The sequence below is a fragment of the Sulfitobacter sp. S190 genome (genome assembly GCF_025141935.1).
Taxonomy (GTDB): domain Bacteria; phylum Pseudomonadota; class Alphaproteobacteria; order Rhodobacterales; family Rhodobacteraceae; genus Sulfitobacter.
The window spans coordinates 3,350,238-3,363,573 of record NZ_CP081120.1; the positions used below are offsets into that span (position 1 = coordinate 3,350,238).

At 59.5% G+C, this 13,336-nt stretch carries 16 protein-coding genes; 9 read left to right on the forward strand and 7 right to left on the reverse strand.

Features of this window, described 5'->3' with window-relative positions:
* Positions 1-60 precede the first annotated feature (60 nt).
* Positions 61-486, forward strand: coding sequence for a response regulator (locus K3756_RS16635; protein ID WP_259989333.1), 426 nt, complete (start codon positions 61-63; stop codon positions 484-486).
* A 120-nt stretch (positions 487-606) separates the two neighbouring features.
* Here the strand turns inward: K3756_RS16635 and K3756_RS16640 are convergent, their stop codons facing one another.
* From K3756_RS16640 to K3756_RS16650, 3 genes are all read right to left on the reverse strand, one after another.
* Complete coding sequence (locus K3756_RS16640) at positions 607-1,707, reverse strand: site-specific DNA-methyltransferase (RefSeq protein ID WP_259989334.1); 1,101 nt, start codon at positions 1,705-1,707, stop codon at positions 607-609.
* A 107-nt stretch (positions 1,708-1,814) separates the two neighbouring features.
* A complete protein-coding gene (locus K3756_RS16645) occupies positions 1,815-2,429 on the reverse strand; it encodes a ribonuclease HII (RefSeq protein WP_259989336.1) in 615 nt (204 codons plus the stop codon).
* A 162-nt stretch (positions 2,430-2,591) separates the two neighbouring features.
* Positions 2,592-3,143, reverse strand: coding sequence for a hypothetical protein (locus K3756_RS16650; RefSeq protein WP_259989338.1), 552 nt, complete (start codon positions 3,141-3,143; stop codon positions 2,592-2,594).
* A gap of 170 nt (positions 3,144-3,313) precedes the next feature.
* Here K3756_RS16650 and K3756_RS16655 point away from each other — a divergent pair, with 170 nt between their 5' ends.
* The 5 genes from K3756_RS16655 to K3756_RS16675 all read left to right on the forward strand — a co-directional run bounded on the left by K3756_RS16655 (position 3,314) and on the right by K3756_RS16675 (position 8,031).
* Positions 3,314-3,604: a hypothetical protein gene (locus K3756_RS16655; RefSeq protein WP_259993590.1), complete on the forward strand. Its 291-nt coding sequence runs from the start codon at positions 3,314-3,316 to the stop codon at positions 3,602-3,604.
* A 1-nt stretch (position 3,605) separates the two neighbouring features.
* Positions 3,606-4,280 (forward strand): transcriptional regulator, encoded by a 675-nt coding sequence (locus tag K3756_RS16660; protein WP_409202445.1) that lies wholly within the window; start codon positions 3,606-3,608, stop codon positions 4,278-4,280.
* Positions 4,281-4,360: 80 nt separating this feature from the next.
* Positions 4,361-5,137, forward strand: a complete 777-nt coding sequence (locus K3756_RS16665) for an HpcH/HpaI aldolase/citrate lyase family protein (protein WP_259993591.1) — start codon at positions 4,361-4,363, stop codon at positions 5,135-5,137.
* 133 nt (positions 5,138-5,270) lie between these two features.
* Positions 5,271-6,293, forward strand: a complete 1,023-nt coding sequence (locus K3756_RS16670; RefSeq protein WP_259989341.1) for an aspartate-semialdehyde dehydrogenase — start codon at positions 5,271-5,273, stop codon at positions 6,291-6,293.
* Between the two features lie 103 nt (positions 6,294-6,396).
* Complete coding sequence (locus K3756_RS16675; RefSeq protein WP_259989343.1) at positions 6,397-8,031, forward strand: DUF4139 domain-containing protein; 1,635 nt, start codon at positions 6,397-6,399, stop codon at positions 8,029-8,031.
* A gap of 183 nt (positions 8,032-8,214) precedes the next feature.
* Here K3756_RS16675 and K3756_RS16680 read toward each other — a convergent pair whose 3' ends face one another.
* The 3 genes from K3756_RS16680 to K3756_RS16690 are packed head-to-tail and all read right to left on the reverse strand — an operon-like array spanning position 8,215 to position 10,170.
* Complete coding sequence (locus K3756_RS16680; protein WP_259989345.1) at positions 8,215-8,526, reverse strand: P-II family nitrogen regulator; 312 nt, start codon at positions 8,524-8,526, stop codon at positions 8,215-8,217.
* A 3-nt stretch (positions 8,527-8,529) separates the two neighbouring features.
* On the reverse strand, positions 8,530-9,510 hold the full coding sequence (locus K3756_RS16685) for a sodium-dependent bicarbonate transport family permease (protein WP_259989347.1): 981 nt from the start codon (positions 9,508-9,510) through the stop codon (positions 8,530-8,532).
* Between the two features lie 9 nt (positions 9,511-9,519).
* Complete coding sequence (locus K3756_RS16690; protein WP_259989349.1) at positions 9,520-10,170, reverse strand: carbonic anhydrase; 651 nt, start codon at positions 10,168-10,170, stop codon at positions 9,520-9,522.
* Between the two features lie 144 nt (positions 10,171-10,314).
* Between K3756_RS16690 and K3756_RS16695 the strand changes: the two genes are divergently transcribed.
* From K3756_RS16695 to K3756_RS16705, 3 genes are all read left to right on the forward strand, one after another.
* Complete coding sequence (locus K3756_RS16695; protein ID WP_259989351.1) at positions 10,315-10,695, forward strand: hypothetical protein; 381 nt, start codon at positions 10,315-10,317, stop codon at positions 10,693-10,695.
* 68 nt (positions 10,696-10,763) lie between these two features.
* Positions 10,764-12,140 (forward strand): M17 family metallopeptidase, encoded by a 1,377-nt coding sequence (locus K3756_RS16700; protein WP_259989353.1) that lies wholly within the window; start codon positions 10,764-10,766, stop codon positions 12,138-12,140.
* A complete protein-coding gene (locus K3756_RS16705; protein ID WP_259989354.1) occupies positions 12,137-12,925 on the forward strand; it encodes an NlpC/P60 family protein in 789 nt (262 codons plus the stop codon). The genes K3756_RS16700 and K3756_RS16705 overlap by 4 nt, the downstream gene beginning before the upstream one ends.
* On the opposite strand, the gene K3756_RS16710 is transcribed toward K3756_RS16705, so the two are convergent.
* The gene (locus tag K3756_RS16710) at positions 12,926-13,282 is read right to left on the reverse strand and encodes a DUF2794 domain-containing protein (RefSeq protein WP_259989357.1); all 357 of its coding nucleotides are present in this window, start codon (positions 13,280-13,282) and stop codon (positions 12,926-12,928) included.
* Between the last annotated feature and the right edge of the window lie 54 nt (positions 13,283-13,336).

Below are 13,336 nucleotides of genomic sequence, written 5' to 3' on the forward strand. Positions count from 1 at the left end.
GGGAATCTTAACTCCTTCCTGCGATACCTCCTCACGCCACAGACCGCGTGAGGATAACGTATGCAGCAAAACGTCGTAGCGGCGGCCCGACATCGGGGCCAGACCTGTCTCATTATCGAAGACAGTCAATTTGACCAGCAGATGATGACGCGGGTCATGACGCGCAATTATGGCCATATCCGTGTCGAGGTGGCCTCAACCCTCGAATCGGCCCGCACAGCGCTGAAGCGGGGCGGCGTGTCTCTGATCCTGCTCGACAATAATCTGCCTGACGGGATCGGCGCGAACTTTGCTTTGGAGCTGGCCTCCGACCCCGCGTTGGGCCGTATTCCGGTCATCATGGTCAGCGATTTTCCGACGCCGTTCATGTGGGAAAAGGCCGCATCGGCCGGTGTGCTCTATGTGGTCAACAAGTCGGAATTCGGCGCCCGCTATGTCGCGGAGGCCTTGGGCAGTGGTGGCCGGCGGCGCGCCGGCATGAACTAGACCGCGTGCGTTGAACAAAAAAAGCCCCGCCATAAAGGCGGGGCCAAGGTGAGTGTCATCAATGCGCATCCTCTGTTGAGGGCGCAGTGACACTGGCGGTGTTCGAATGGGGTGGGTAGATCAGGCGCGCATTTCGGCCCTGATCTGTTGTCGCAGGACATCTATGGGAACGCGTTTGCCTTCTTTCTTGTAGCACCAATAGGTCCAGCCGTTACAGCTGGGCGCATTTTCATACGCCGCACCGACCTGATGGATTGATCCTTTGATGTCGCTGCCGATGAGTGTGCCGTCGGCGCGTACTTTGGCCTTGTGGCGACCATTGATGGAGTAGAGTTGTTCTCCCGGGCGCAGCATGCCGCGCTCGACCAATTGACCGAAAGGCACCCGCGGCTCCGCGCGTTTGGATGTTGTCGTCTGCAGCGCATCGGCGTCGAACCTGCGCACTGCCTCGATCCGTTTGGCGGCAACCTTGCGGTACGCCTTCTCGCGCTCGATACCGATGAAATCACGGCCAAGCATCTTGGCCACCGCGCCCGTGGTTCCGGTGCCGAAAAACGGGTCGAGCACGACATCACCGGGATTGGTGGAGCCTACGAGAATACGGTGCAGCAGGCTTTCCGGCTTTTGGGTCGGATGGGCCTTTTCGCCGTTTTCATCCTTGAGCCGCTCGTGACCGTTGCAAATGGGAAGAACCCAGTCGCTGCGCATCTGGATGCCCTCGTTCAAAGCCTTCAGCGCTTCGTAGTTGAAGGTGTATTTCGCGTTCTCGTCCTTGCCTGCCCAGATCATTGTTTCATGGGCATTGGTAAAGCGCTTGCCGCGGAAATTGGGCATCGGGTTCGATTTACGCCAGACGACATCGTTCAGGATCCAATAGCCCTGATCCTGCAAGGCCGCGCCGACGCGGAAAATGTTGTGGTAGCTGCCGATCACCCAGATAGCGCCGTTTGGCTTGAGCAGTCGACGCGCGGCCTTCAGCCACGCACGGCTGAAATCATCGTATGCCTGAAAGCTGGAAAACTGGTCCCAGTGGTCGTCTACCGCATCGACTTTAGAATTGTCGGGGCGGTGCAAATCGCCACGCAGTTGCAGGTTGTAAGGGGGGTCCGCGAAGATCAAATCCACGCTCGCCTCGGGAAGCGCGTTCATCGCCTCGATACAGTCACCGCCAAGGATCGTGTTTAGGGGAAGCGCTGCCGCTTCCGTCGTTTTGCTCGTCATATCTCTGCCTCTGTCCACGGTGCATTTTTTGCACTCATTGGTTGCCTTCAAGGATGGGCGAGCAGTGAATCCGGGTCAATTTCTTTTTTGAATCAAAAGTTTAAGAATTAATCTTGCCACAAGATATTGTGTACGGGTTTGAAAGTACGTCTATGGTGTGGGGTTACGCCCAATTCTTGCAGCGCAGACATGTGGCTTTTCGATCCATAACCCATGTTGGTTTCCCAGCCGTAGCCGGGGTGCTGTTGCGCCAATGACAACATGACATAATCCCGACATATTTTAGCCATAATTGAAGCCGCCGAAATGGAAACAGAACGCCCGTCGCCTCCGATGATTGTTTCCGAAGGGAGCGTTAAACCGCGCGGGACCATATTTCCGTCGATCAGACAATAGTCGGGTGGTGTCTCGAGCCCTTCGACGGCTCTCACCATCGCGATATGACTGGCGCGCAGGATGTTGTGCTCTTCGATTTCGGCCACTGATGCGTGCGCGATGCTGACGTCTGCCGCATCCATGATCTGATCGTAGAGCGCTTCGCGCCGTTTTCTTGTCAGCTTCTTGCTGTCGTTAAGCCCTTCGGGAATGCGGTTCGGGTCCAGGACAACTGCGGCAGCGGTGACCGGACCGGCCAATGGCCCGCGTCCCACTTCGTCGATCCCGGCGATTCGGGCGTAGCCCCGCGCCTTGGCGGCCAATTCGAATGAATAATCAGGTTCCATAGGTTTTGGGAAAACCGATCTGTGCCCTTATGGCAAGAGCATAAAGAAAGAGAGGAGATGCCCGAACATCTCCTCTCTCCCCTTGCGATCCCCGTGGCAGGGACATGCCCCGGGGATCATGGCGCCGTCAGGATGTGATACTCCCGCATGGCGCCAATTCGGTTAGCCCCGTGCGAGGCTGTATCCGTTGCGGCGCAAGCAGCGCGCGTCATACCCGCGGCGGTTGCCGTCAAAGGTGCGCAGCGTCTGGCCGCAGTTCTGAGGCAAGCGATCTGCGTGGCGGTAATTCCGCTCGAGGCAACGACGACCGAACATCAGATACTGCCCCTGACGGGTGTCGTAGCTGCGGAAGCATTTGCGTGGCAGAAGTTTGCGATCGACGCGCTTCGGAATTGGCCGCGGTTCGACCTTGTTTGTCCGGTGGCGGTGTTCGAATCGCCCGTTGTCATGGCTGTGCGCATAGCCGTCGTGATGGTGCCGGTTTCCTTTATGCACGTGGTTCTTCTTCACCTGCTTGCGGGCTTTGTCGCGCTTTTTGTCTTTCTTGTTCTTGTCGTGAATGATCTTGCCCACCACTGCCAATCCAAGGATCGTCGCGATTGCGCGCGCGGCACGGTCGTCATCCGCGTAGGCAGGCATTGCGCTGAAACCGGAGATCGCTATTGCGGCGGCGACGAGCGTCATGGTGAACCTGTTGGCATGTAACTTGAACATTGGCGTGATCCTTTACCTTTGGGGGTGCGACATCGTGGTGTCACGGCATGGGATCAACATCGGGCCAGCCTGCCCGGACAGGCAATAACAGCGCCCTGTTATCCGATAACGGACTGCAGAAACCCCGATCGATATTGAATATCACCGCGTCCCGGCGCATGTTCGGCTCTATGAAAAATGCACTTCTTTCCTTGTGCGCGGTTGCCGCGTTAAGCATGGGCAGCCCTGCCATGGCCGCCGATTGCTATGCCGATTATAAGGCCAAACAGGACGATCCCCTGCGCCTGCACTACGGTGTGGCCGAAATCAGGGGCGCTTGTGACAAACGGTCGGCTAAATCCGAATTGGCCGGGCGCTTGTCCGGCGCGGGTTGGACATTGTTGAACATCGTTTCGGTCTTTGGGCCTGACGGTCTGGAAAGTAGGAAAGACAGTGCAGGATCAAACTTCCTCCGCTTCTGATGTGCGCAAATCCGGTGCCCGTTTTGTCATCGTCGGGATCAGTGCGATTGTCGCACTGTTGCTGATTGGTGCGGCGGTCCTGTTCTGGGCATTGCCCGATGCCAATGTATTCAACGAACGTGTCGAACGCATTTTTATAGAAAACGATGACCTGACCAGTGCCGCCGAAATAAAGCTGCTGGAGATCCTCGCGCAATCCGGCACCGCATTTTCCGATACGCTCTCGGGCTACCGGGTCTTGATTTCGGTTCTTCTCGTCTTTGCCTCTGCCTTGCTGATTGCGTCTGTGGTTTTCTTGGTGATGCTCATCAGCTTCAACCGCCGCATGGCGCAGATTGAACGCACGGGGATCCAGGTCAGCTCGCTTTTGATCAGCCGCGAAGAGAACAAGGTCTATCTCAACAATCTCGGGTTCAAATTGACAGATGCCGCGATGGAAACACTTTCGGTACTTGCCGAGGCGCGGATGGATGACGACGTGCTATCGGGTGCCGAAATCGAAGGTATGATTTCCGGACGCGCCTCGAGCGATTGCGAAGAAGCCGCGGGGGCCACGCGCATCAAGCGGCTCCGCGATACGCTCGGCAACCAGATGGTCAGCGAGCTTCTGGTGAAAAATATCGCGCGGCGCGGCTATATGCTGGCGATCGACAAGGATGTGATCAAGGTCATGTAAGTGGCATTGCGCTGTTTCGGCGCTGGTCATCCTGTGCCACAGGACGCTAGTCTGTGGCGACCCGAACCGAGGACTATGCCATGCCCGCTGCGATCAATACCTTCAAGAAAGCCCTCGCCGAAGGGCAGACCGTTTTCGGATGCTGGCTGGGCCTTGCCGACACGTTTTCGGCGGAGCTGATGGGACAGGCGGGTTTTGACTGGCTCGTGATCGACGGCGAACACGCTCCGAACGATCTGCGGTCCATTCTCGCGCAGCTGCAGGTGCTCGCGGCGAGCGATAGCCACCCCGTCGTACGCGTACCCATTGGCGAAACCTACATTCTCAAGCAGGTGCTGGACGCAGGCGCGCAAACCGTTCTGGTGCCGATGGTGGAAAGCGGCGCTCAGGCACAACAGCTGGTGCGCGATGTGTCCTACCCGCCGCATGGTGATCGGGGTGTGGGGTATGCGCTGACGCGGGCGGCGCGGTTCGGGACGGTCGCGGATTACGGAACGACCGCAGATGCCCAGACCTGCCTTTTGGTTCAGGTCGAGAATCGCAAGGGGCTGGCCGCACTTGACGATATTCTTGCCGTTGACGGGATTGACGGCGTTTTCATCGGCCCCGCCGATCTGGCGGCGGACATGGGCCATATGGGCGACAGCCTGCATCCCGACGTTCAAACCGCCATTATGGACGCTTTGTCACGTATTGCCGCGGCGGGCAAAGCGCCCGGCATCCTGTCGACCGATGATACCATGACCCGCAATGCCATTGACGCAGGGGCCCGATTTGTCGCCGTTGGCGCGGATGTGCTTCTGCTGGGCGCAAGCGCGCGGGCGCTGGCCAGCACGTGGAAGTCCACCAAGGAATGATGCCTGCAAAACGGGCGCGCCCCTGACATGACCGCGCGGGGATAGGCAACCGCGACCGCCTGCCCCTTTCCTTGCCCGTCAAAGCGGTATAACAGGCCCGCACCATCAAACACGTATATTGGAGAGAAACGAGATGGGTTATCGCGTCGTCATCGCTGGTGCCACAGGTAATGTGGGCCGCGAAATGCTGAATATCCTGGCCGAGCGCCAGTTCCCCGTGGATGAAATCGCAGTACTTGCCAGCCGCAAGTCGCTGGGTACGGAGGTCAGCTTTGGCGACAAGACACTCAAGACGAAAGACCTTGATACGTTTGACTTTGCTGGCTGGGACATGGCGCTTTTTGCCGTAGGCTCGGAGGCGACCAAGAAGTATGCGCCCAAAGCGGCGGCTGCCGGATGCACCGTCATCGATAACTCTTCGCTCTATCGCTATGACGCGGAAATTCCGCTCATCGTGCCCGAAGTGAACCCACAGGCGATCCACGACTACGCCAAGAAGAACATCATCGCGAACCCGAATTGTTCGACTGCGCAGATGGTTGTCGCGCTCAAGCCGCTGCACGACCGTGCGCGGATCAAGCGTGTCGTGGTCAGCACTTACCAATCCGTATCCGGTGCGGGCAAGGAAGGCGCCGACGAGCTGTGGGACCAGACCAAATCGATCTACAATCCAACGTCGGACGTGCCTCCGTCAAAGTTCACCAAGCAGATCGCATTCAACGTGATCCCGCATATCGATGTGTTCATGGATTCGGGTGAAACCAAAGAAGAATGGAAAATGGTCGCGGAGACGAAAAAGATCGTCGATCCCAAGATCAAGGTCACGGCAACCTGCGTGCGCGTGCCCGTTTTTGTCGGACACTCCGAGGCAGTGAACATCGAGTTCGAAGATTTTCTGGACGAAAACGAGGCCCGCGACATCCTGCGCGAAGCCCCTGGTGTGATGGTCATCGACAAGCGTGAGGACGGCGGCTACGTCACGCCGATCGAATGTGTCGGCGATTTCGCGACCTTCATCAGCCGCATCCGTCAGGACAGCACCATCGACAACGGCCTGAACCTGTGGTGCGTTTCGGACAACCTGCGCAAAGGTGCCGCACTCAACGCGGTGCAGATCGCGGAGTTGTTGGGCCGCGAGGTTCTCAAGAAGGGCTAATTCTTGCCGAGATGAGTGGCGAACGAAGGGGGGGCAGAAGGCTCCCCTTTTTCTTTTGGCGCAGGCAGGGCAATCTAAGCGCATAAAAGAAAAGGAATATCCCATGCGCCTTGCCGTTCTCGGTTTTGTCCTGCTGCCTTGCTCTGCCCTTGCTGACACTTTCACGCTGCGCTCTGCGCCGGATGCGGTCACCGTTTTCCCCGGCATCGCACAGGTGAGCCGCACCGCGGCAGTTGATCTACCTGCCGGCCGCCATGAGATCGTGCTCCCGGATCTGCCTGAGTGGGTCGATGCCAATCGCTTACGTGTCGCTGTCGATGGCGCCGTGCTGGCAAGCACAAAGCTACGCAATGATGCGCTGCCCCCTGTACCCGATACGGATAGCCCTGCGGTCATTGCCGCAAAGGCCGCCATTGACGCAGCCGAGGCCGCGATTGTTGCGCTCGATGACGATGTCGCTGAAGCGCGGTTGGGTGTGCGATCTGCCGAGGCACAACTGGATTTTCTCGAAGCGTTGGGCAACAACCAGTCCCTGCCATCGACGGCCGCGGATCTCGCCGCTGTGGGTGCAATGATCGCCGACGAAACGCGCGCGGCCGAGGTAGCGCGCCTGACGGCGCAGCGCCAGATACGGCTGATCGAAGAAGGCCGCCCTGCGCTGACCCAGAACCTCGTCGATGCGCGCGCTGCACTGGCCGCGTTGACCCCGCCGCGAAAACCGAATGCACGGCTGGCGCTGGAGGTTCAGGCGGAAACAGAAGGCACGGTCGAAGTAACCGTGCGCTATCTGGCAAATGCGTCATGGCGTCCGACCTATGATCTGTTTCTGACGCGTGGAGAGACACCGACAGTCGCGCTGCAGCGTGCCGCGCTCGTCCGTCAGGACAGTGGTGAGAACTGGCAGGACGTCACGCTGACCCTGTCGACCCTTGCCCCGACGGGCCAGACCGATCCCGGCACAGTCTATGGCCAACTGTTGCGGATTGAAGACCCCGCCGAACGCAAAGCGATCCTGAATAGCGCGCAAATGGAGGCCCGCGTGGCGAGCGCCGATTTCGCGGCGGCACCCGTGGCAGTCGAAGAAACCATCTCGGCCAGCTTTGAGGGGCCGGGTGTCAGCTATGTCGCGCAAGGCAAGGTCACGGTCGCCCACGGCGCGGATGCGGCACGGTTGGCGCTGGACACGCTGACTTTCGATGCACGCGTCTTCGCCCGCGGAGTTCCCGCCCGCGACAACACCGCATTCATGATGGCTGAATTTGTCAACACGACCGACGAGCCGCTGTTGCAGGCTGATCAGGCGCAGGTGTTTGTCGATGGCGCGTTGGTTGGCGCAAGCTGGTTCCCCGAAATTCCTGCAGGCGAGCGTGCGACGAAATCCTTCGGGCCGATCGAAACCCTTCGGCTGGAACGGACCGTCCTTGATCGCAACGCGGGCGACCGCGGCATCATAAACCGCAGTAATGCGCAGTCACTGGCTGTCCGGCTTGATGTCACGAACCTTGGCAAAGAGAATTGGGACGTCGAGGTGATGGAAAGCGTCCCCTATTCCGAGCAGGAGGATCTGGTAATCGACTGGACGGCAGATCCGCGTCCCGACCAGATCAACGTCGATGACAGGCAGGGTGTGTTGCAGTGGGATCTGTCCGTCTCGGCCCAATCCGATGTGCAGATCACTGTCGAACAGGATATTCGCTGGCCCGAGGGGCAGGTCCTGATCGAGCGCCCATTTCCCTAGGTCCCGCGGACGGTATTGAGGTGGACTTTTGCGATAGTGTCCGCCTCACCCGAGCGGTCTGAACCAGAGCATGCGCCAGCTGGCCAAGCCGTACCGGCTCCGGTTGGTCGTCTGTCCCTGCAAGATTAGGCACCGATTCTTCTCTCATCGGTGCAGGTTGCTCCGAGTGTGGTTAAGGTGCTGTTAAAACCGCTCTGCCCTCAGCACATCGCAATCGACGACGCTGACTACACCGATGTGGCGTTCGACGACCGAAAAGGCTGCCTCGAGCAACGCATCAAGCCGGTCAGGGCGGATAATGCACACGACCTGAACCATACCTTGCGCCCGGCTGACCTGCCCCGAACGGCTCCACTCGCCAGAGCGCCCCGAGCCACCCAGCACCGGCAACACGGTGTAGCCGGTTACGCCTGCCTCTTTCAGCGCATCGGTGAGGCGGGATTGCATGACGTTTTCAATGGTGATTTCGACACGTTTTGCGCGATGTGTTTGCATGGGTCAGCCTCCGGTAACAGCCATGGCGACCGCTACGTAAAGCGGAATGCCGAGCGTGAGATTGAAAGGGAATGTCACCCCCAGCGACAGCGTAAGATAGAGCGAAGGGTTGGCCTCGGGTAGCGCCACCCGCATGGCAGCGGGCACCGCAATATAAGACGCGGAGGCCGACAGAACCATCATCAAAACCACGCCGCCCGCACTGAGCCCCAAGAGCATGCCCGTCGCCAGACCGATGCCTGCGCCGATCACCGGCATGAGCACACCAAAAGCCAGCACACCGGGGGTCAGCACCTTGCCTCCACCGCGCAGCCCCCGCCCCGCAACGAGCCCCATGTCCAGCAAGAACAGGCACAATACACCTTTGAAGGGGTTTACGATGAAGCTGCTGATCTCGGCCAGCCCGTCCTCGCCCGTGGCCCAGCCGATCATGAACGCGCCGATCAACAGTACAATCGACCCGTTCAGCATGATTTCCCGCATCAAGGCGCTGTCCATCTGGCGGGGGCTCTCTCCGCCCTTTGAAATCAGCCACAGTGCCGACAGGATCGCGGGCGCCTCCATCGCGGCGGCCACTGCGACCATGTAACCTTCGGCGCTGATGCCGCGCCCTTCGAGCACCGAGGTCGCAGCCACAAATGTCACGATGGAAATAGAGCCGTAGTGCGCGGCCACGGCGGCGGCATCGAGCCTGCTCATCCCCGTCATCACCTTGAGCAGCCCGAAGGCGATCAGCGGCAGAAGTGCCGACAGGATCACACCTGCCAAGAGCGAGAACCCGAGCCGCGCATCAAGCCCGTAAGATGCGACACTTGCCCCGCCTTTGAAACCGATGGCGAACAGAAGATAGATCGACATGCCCTTGGCGACCGCTTCCGGTATCGTCAGATCCGATCGCGCCAGCGACGCGAACAGCCCCAGCACAAAACTCAGGATGATGGGAGACAGCAGGTTTTGGCCCGCGAGGCTGAGAAGGTCTGCCATTATATATCCTTAAACGGGCTGGAAGCTGTCGGTCTCGGGGGCGTAGTGTTCCAATCCGCCTTCGCCGATGTCTGTCCACATGCCGTGCAGTGTCAGCTCCCCCGAAGTGACCTTTTGCGCCAGCCAGGGGAACGTCATCAGATTTTCAAGCGACATAAGCACCGCGTGTTTTTCCAGCGCACGTACCTGTTCGGTCGTGTCTGTCATATCGGATACCAGCGCGTATTTGGGTCGCAAGATGTCCATCCAGCGCCCGACGAAACTGTCCTTGCTCTCGAGTTCGGGCGCTTCTCCCTGACACATGCTCAGACATCCCTGAACGCCCCCGCACTGCGAATGGCCCAACACGATAAGATGCGCGACTTTCAATACGTTGACGGCATATTCCACAGCTGCGGAAGTGCCGTGCTGCAACCCGTCAGGATGGTACGGCGGCACCAGATTGGCGATATTGCGGTGTATGAAGAATTCGCCCTGATCGGCGCCAAAGATCGAGGTGACGTGCACACGGCTGTCGCAGCATGAAATGACCATCGCGCGAGGATGCTGCCCGTCGCTGGCCAATTTTCTGTACCACGCCTGGTTCTCGGCATAGCTGGTCGCCTTCCACCCATGGTAACGTTGCAGCAGATACGTCGGCAGCGGCTTTGCTTCTTTCATGGGGGCTATTTCCTTGCTTCGCTTCAGCCCGAATAGCGGGGTTTTGAACGAAATTCGAGTGAAAAGGCTGTGGGCAAGCAACCATTTGCAAACTTTGATCACGAATAAGCGGGTAAGCCGTGGGGGCAAAACGAAGGGTGAGTCATGGGTGTAGTATTCAAGATGCGGCTGGCCGAGCCGATCAAAGTGGACCAAAGCCGCCTTGGCGCGCTGTACGAGCAACTGGGGGAAACGGGTGCGGAGGATGTGGTCTGCCGCGCCATGGAAGAACTGGCCGTGCGGATGGCGCAATGCGACCGGCTGTACAAGGCGCGGGATCGCCCTACCCTGCGCAAGAACGCGCGGTCCCTGATCGCGATTGCAGAACAGATCGGGATGTACCGGCTTGCGCAGGTGGCGGCGGACGTCACGCGTTGCATCGACGACGAAAACGAGATCGCGCTGGCCGCAACATTGTCACGTCTGCTGCGTATCGGGGATCAATCGCTTTCGGCCATTTGGGACACGCAGGATCTCGATCAATAGGGTGCGCTTGCTTAGCTGCGTGTATGGGATAGGTTGCCGTTGCACGGCACAGAATAGAAAGGCCCGTCATGACGCTCAGCTTTGCTCCCGATGCGACATCCGCCATACCCCTGCACATCGTGGCACAAGATGCCTTTGGTGCATGGGTCAGCGAACGGTCGCAGCAGGATCGTGACTGGATGTCCTTGCATGGCTTCAAGGGCGCGCTGGGGCAGGCATTGGTATTGCCCGGCAGTGACCATGTCGAAGCGGTCATCGGATATGGCACCCCGACAAGCCGTGCGAGGGGCCGCTTCGCGCTTGCCCGAGGAGCGGCGCGCCTCCCCAAGGGCACGTACAAAATCGCGGATGGATTGCCCGACGAGACTGCCGAACAGGAAACGCTGGGCTGGCTGCTGAGCCAATACGCGTTCGACACCTATGCAAAAAACACCGGCATCGCCGCCCGGCTGGTTGCACCCGCGTCCGTCAATGTTGACCGGGTCGAAGCGATCGCACGCGGCGAAGCGCTGACGCGCACGTTGATCAATACGCCGGCATCCGACATGGGGCCGACCGATCTCGAGAACGAGGCGCGCGCCCTGGCCAAAACACATGGCGCATCGATCGAGGTCATCGTTGGTGACGAGCTGCTGGAAAAGAACTTTCCGATGATCCATACGGTTGGCCGCGCCGCAGACCGCGCGCCGCGCCTGATCGACATGCGATGGGGTAACAGCGGGCGGAAATTGACTCTTGTGGGCAAAGGGGTGTGCTTTGACACCGGCGGTCTGAACCTGAAACCCGGCGCGTCGATGGGATTGATGAAGAAAGACATGGGCGGCGCTGCAGCCGTGCTTGGTCTGGCTCATATGATCATGGCGACCAATGCACAGGTGCAGCTGCGTGTACTGATCCCCGCCGTCGAAAACGCAGTCGCCGGTAATGCGTTCCGACCGCAGGACATCCTCACATCGCGCAAGGGTCTGACGGTCGAGATCAACAATACCGATGCCGAAGGCAGACTGGTCCTTGCCGATGCGCTGGCCTATGCAGACGAAGAAAAACCCGATCAGATCATTTCGATGGCGACCCTGACCGGCGCCGCGCGGGTTGCTGTAGGCCCTGACCTTGCGCCCTACTTCTCCGACGATCCGCTATTCGTCACAGCGCTGGAGGCGGCGGCCGTTGCGCAGGCCGACCCTGTGTGGCGGATGCCGTTTCACACGCCCTATGAGCCTATGATCGAACCGGGGATTGCCGATCTCGATAATGCGCCAAAGGGCGGTTTTGCGGGTTGCATCACAGCGGCCCTGTTCCTGCGCCGCTTCGTCACTGAAAGCAAATACGCCCATTTTGATATCTACGGCTGGCAACCGAGCGCGGCGCCGGCTCGCCAAAAGGGGGGCGTCGGTCAGGCAACGCGCGCGCTTTTGGCAGCTCTGCCTGAGATCCTTGCCCGATGAGTGACCCGCGGCTGACACCTGATCCGACGCGCCAGACCCGGTCAGAGCCTGCGCGTGTGGTGCAACCCGTAACCGATCTGCTACGCCATCCCGGTGGACCCCGCGACCGCCAGCTTCTGCTGGGCGCAGAGGTGACGGTGATGGACGATAGCGACGGATTTTCCTACGTCCAAAGCGCGCACGACGGGTATTGCGGTTTCGTGCGCACGATCGATCTGCAGCCCCCCCTTCCGGCGACCCACAAAGTAAGCGCAGCGGCAACGCATGCGTACCTAGACCCTGACTTTAAATCAGCCGACCGTATGGCGCTGAGCCACGGATGCCGCGTCGCGGTTACGGGTACCGCGAATGGTTTCGCAGGCACGATATTTGGACATATACCCGAGCAACATCTTGCCCCCCTCGCGCAGGTCGAGAAAGATCCGGCCGCAGTCGCGGCGCTCTTTTTGGGAACGCCCTATCTGTGGGGCGGAAACAGCCGCGCGGGCATTGATTGCTCAGGTCTGGTTCAGGGCGCGTGTGTCGCCTGCGGCCTCCCCTGTCCGGCCGATAGCGATATGCAGGAACGCACACTCGGTTCCGCGATGCTGAACGACGAAAGCTATCGGCGCAATGATCTGTTGTTCTGGAAGGGTCACGTTGCCTTGGTGTGGGACGCGAAAACGCTGCTGCACGCCAACGCGCACGCGATGGCTACGGTGTTCGAGCCTCTTGAGGAGGCGATTGACCGGATCGCCCTTACCGACGGACCCGTGACAATGCACCGACGGCTTGGCGTGTTGTAATCAATCTACCGCCCGGATCAATTTACGCTCCAGCACTCTGAGAACCGCACGCAAATCCGACCCACGTTTCAGAACTTGTCCGTTCAGTCCGATCACGGCGTAGATCCCCTGCTTGCCCCGCAGCTTCGGCCGCTTTTCGATCCGGTACAGAGGCATTTCTGCCGTGCGCCGAAAAACACTGAAAACGGCGACATCCCGCAGACACGAAATGCCGTAGTCGCGCCATTCGCCCGCCGCAACCATACGACCGTACAGGGATAAGATGACCGACAACTCGGTCCGGTGAAACGCAACCTGCTCGGTCACGCGTTGCGGACCGGACCCGCCCGGCTGACTTGGAATGGTGGGAATGTTCATACCTTGAATTTTGCGATGTTATGCCCGCAAATCAAGGGCGAAGGCGCAAAACTC

What these genes read in the sequence shown, in the direction of transcription:
- K3756_RS16635 (WP_259989333.1), top strand. Translation starts at nt 61, where the DNA reads ATGCAGCAAAACGTCGTAGCGGCGGCCCGACATCGGGGCCAGACCTGT.
- K3756_RS16640 (WP_259989334.1), bottom strand. Translation starts at nt 1,707, where the DNA reads ATGACGAGCAAAACGACGGAAGCGGCAGCGCTTCCCCTAAACACGATC.
- K3756_RS16645 (WP_259989336.1), bottom strand. Translation starts at nt 2,429, where the DNA reads ATGGAACCTGATTATTCATTCGAATTGGCCGCCAAGGCGCGGGGCTAC.
- K3756_RS16650 (WP_259989338.1), bottom strand. Translation starts at nt 3,143, where the DNA reads ATGTTCAAGTTACATGCCAACAGGTTCACCATGACGCTCGTCGCCGCC.
- K3756_RS16655 (WP_259993590.1), top strand. Translation starts at nt 3,314, where the DNA reads ATGAAAAATGCACTTCTTTCCTTGTGCGCGGTTGCCGCGTTAAGCATG.
- K3756_RS16665 (WP_259993591.1), top strand. Translation starts at nt 4,361, where the DNA reads ATGCCCGCTGCGATCAATACCTTCAAGAAAGCCCTCGCCGAAGGGCAG.
- K3756_RS16670 (WP_259989341.1), top strand. Translation starts at nt 5,271, where the DNA reads ATGGGTTATCGCGTCGTCATCGCTGGTGCCACAGGTAATGTGGGCCGC.
- K3756_RS16675 (WP_259989343.1), top strand. Translation starts at nt 6,397, where the DNA reads ATGCGCCTTGCCGTTCTCGGTTTTGTCCTGCTGCCTTGCTCTGCCCTT.
- K3756_RS16680 (WP_259989345.1), bottom strand. Translation starts at nt 8,526, where the DNA reads ATGCAAACACATCGCGCAAAACGTGTCGAAATCACCATTGAAAACGTC.
- K3756_RS16685 (WP_259989347.1), bottom strand. Translation starts at nt 9,510, where the DNA reads ATGGCAGACCTTCTCAGCCTCGCGGGCCAAAACCTGCTGTCTCCCATC.
- K3756_RS16690 (WP_259989349.1), bottom strand. Translation starts at nt 10,170, where the DNA reads ATGAAAGAAGCAAAGCCGCTGCCGACGTATCTGCTGCAACGTTACCAT.
- K3756_RS16695 (WP_259989351.1), top strand. Translation starts at nt 10,315, where the DNA reads ATGGGTGTAGTATTCAAGATGCGGCTGGCCGAGCCGATCAAAGTGGAC.
- K3756_RS16700 (WP_259989353.1), top strand. Translation starts at nt 10,764, where the DNA reads ATGACGCTCAGCTTTGCTCCCGATGCGACATCCGCCATACCCCTGCAC.
- K3756_RS16705 (WP_259989354.1), top strand. Translation starts at nt 12,137, where the DNA reads ATGAGTGACCCGCGGCTGACACCTGATCCGACGCGCCAGACCCGGTCA.
- K3756_RS16710 (WP_259989357.1), bottom strand. Translation starts at nt 13,282, where the DNA reads ATGAACATTCCCACCATTCCAAGTCAGCCGGGCGGGTCCGGTCCGCAA.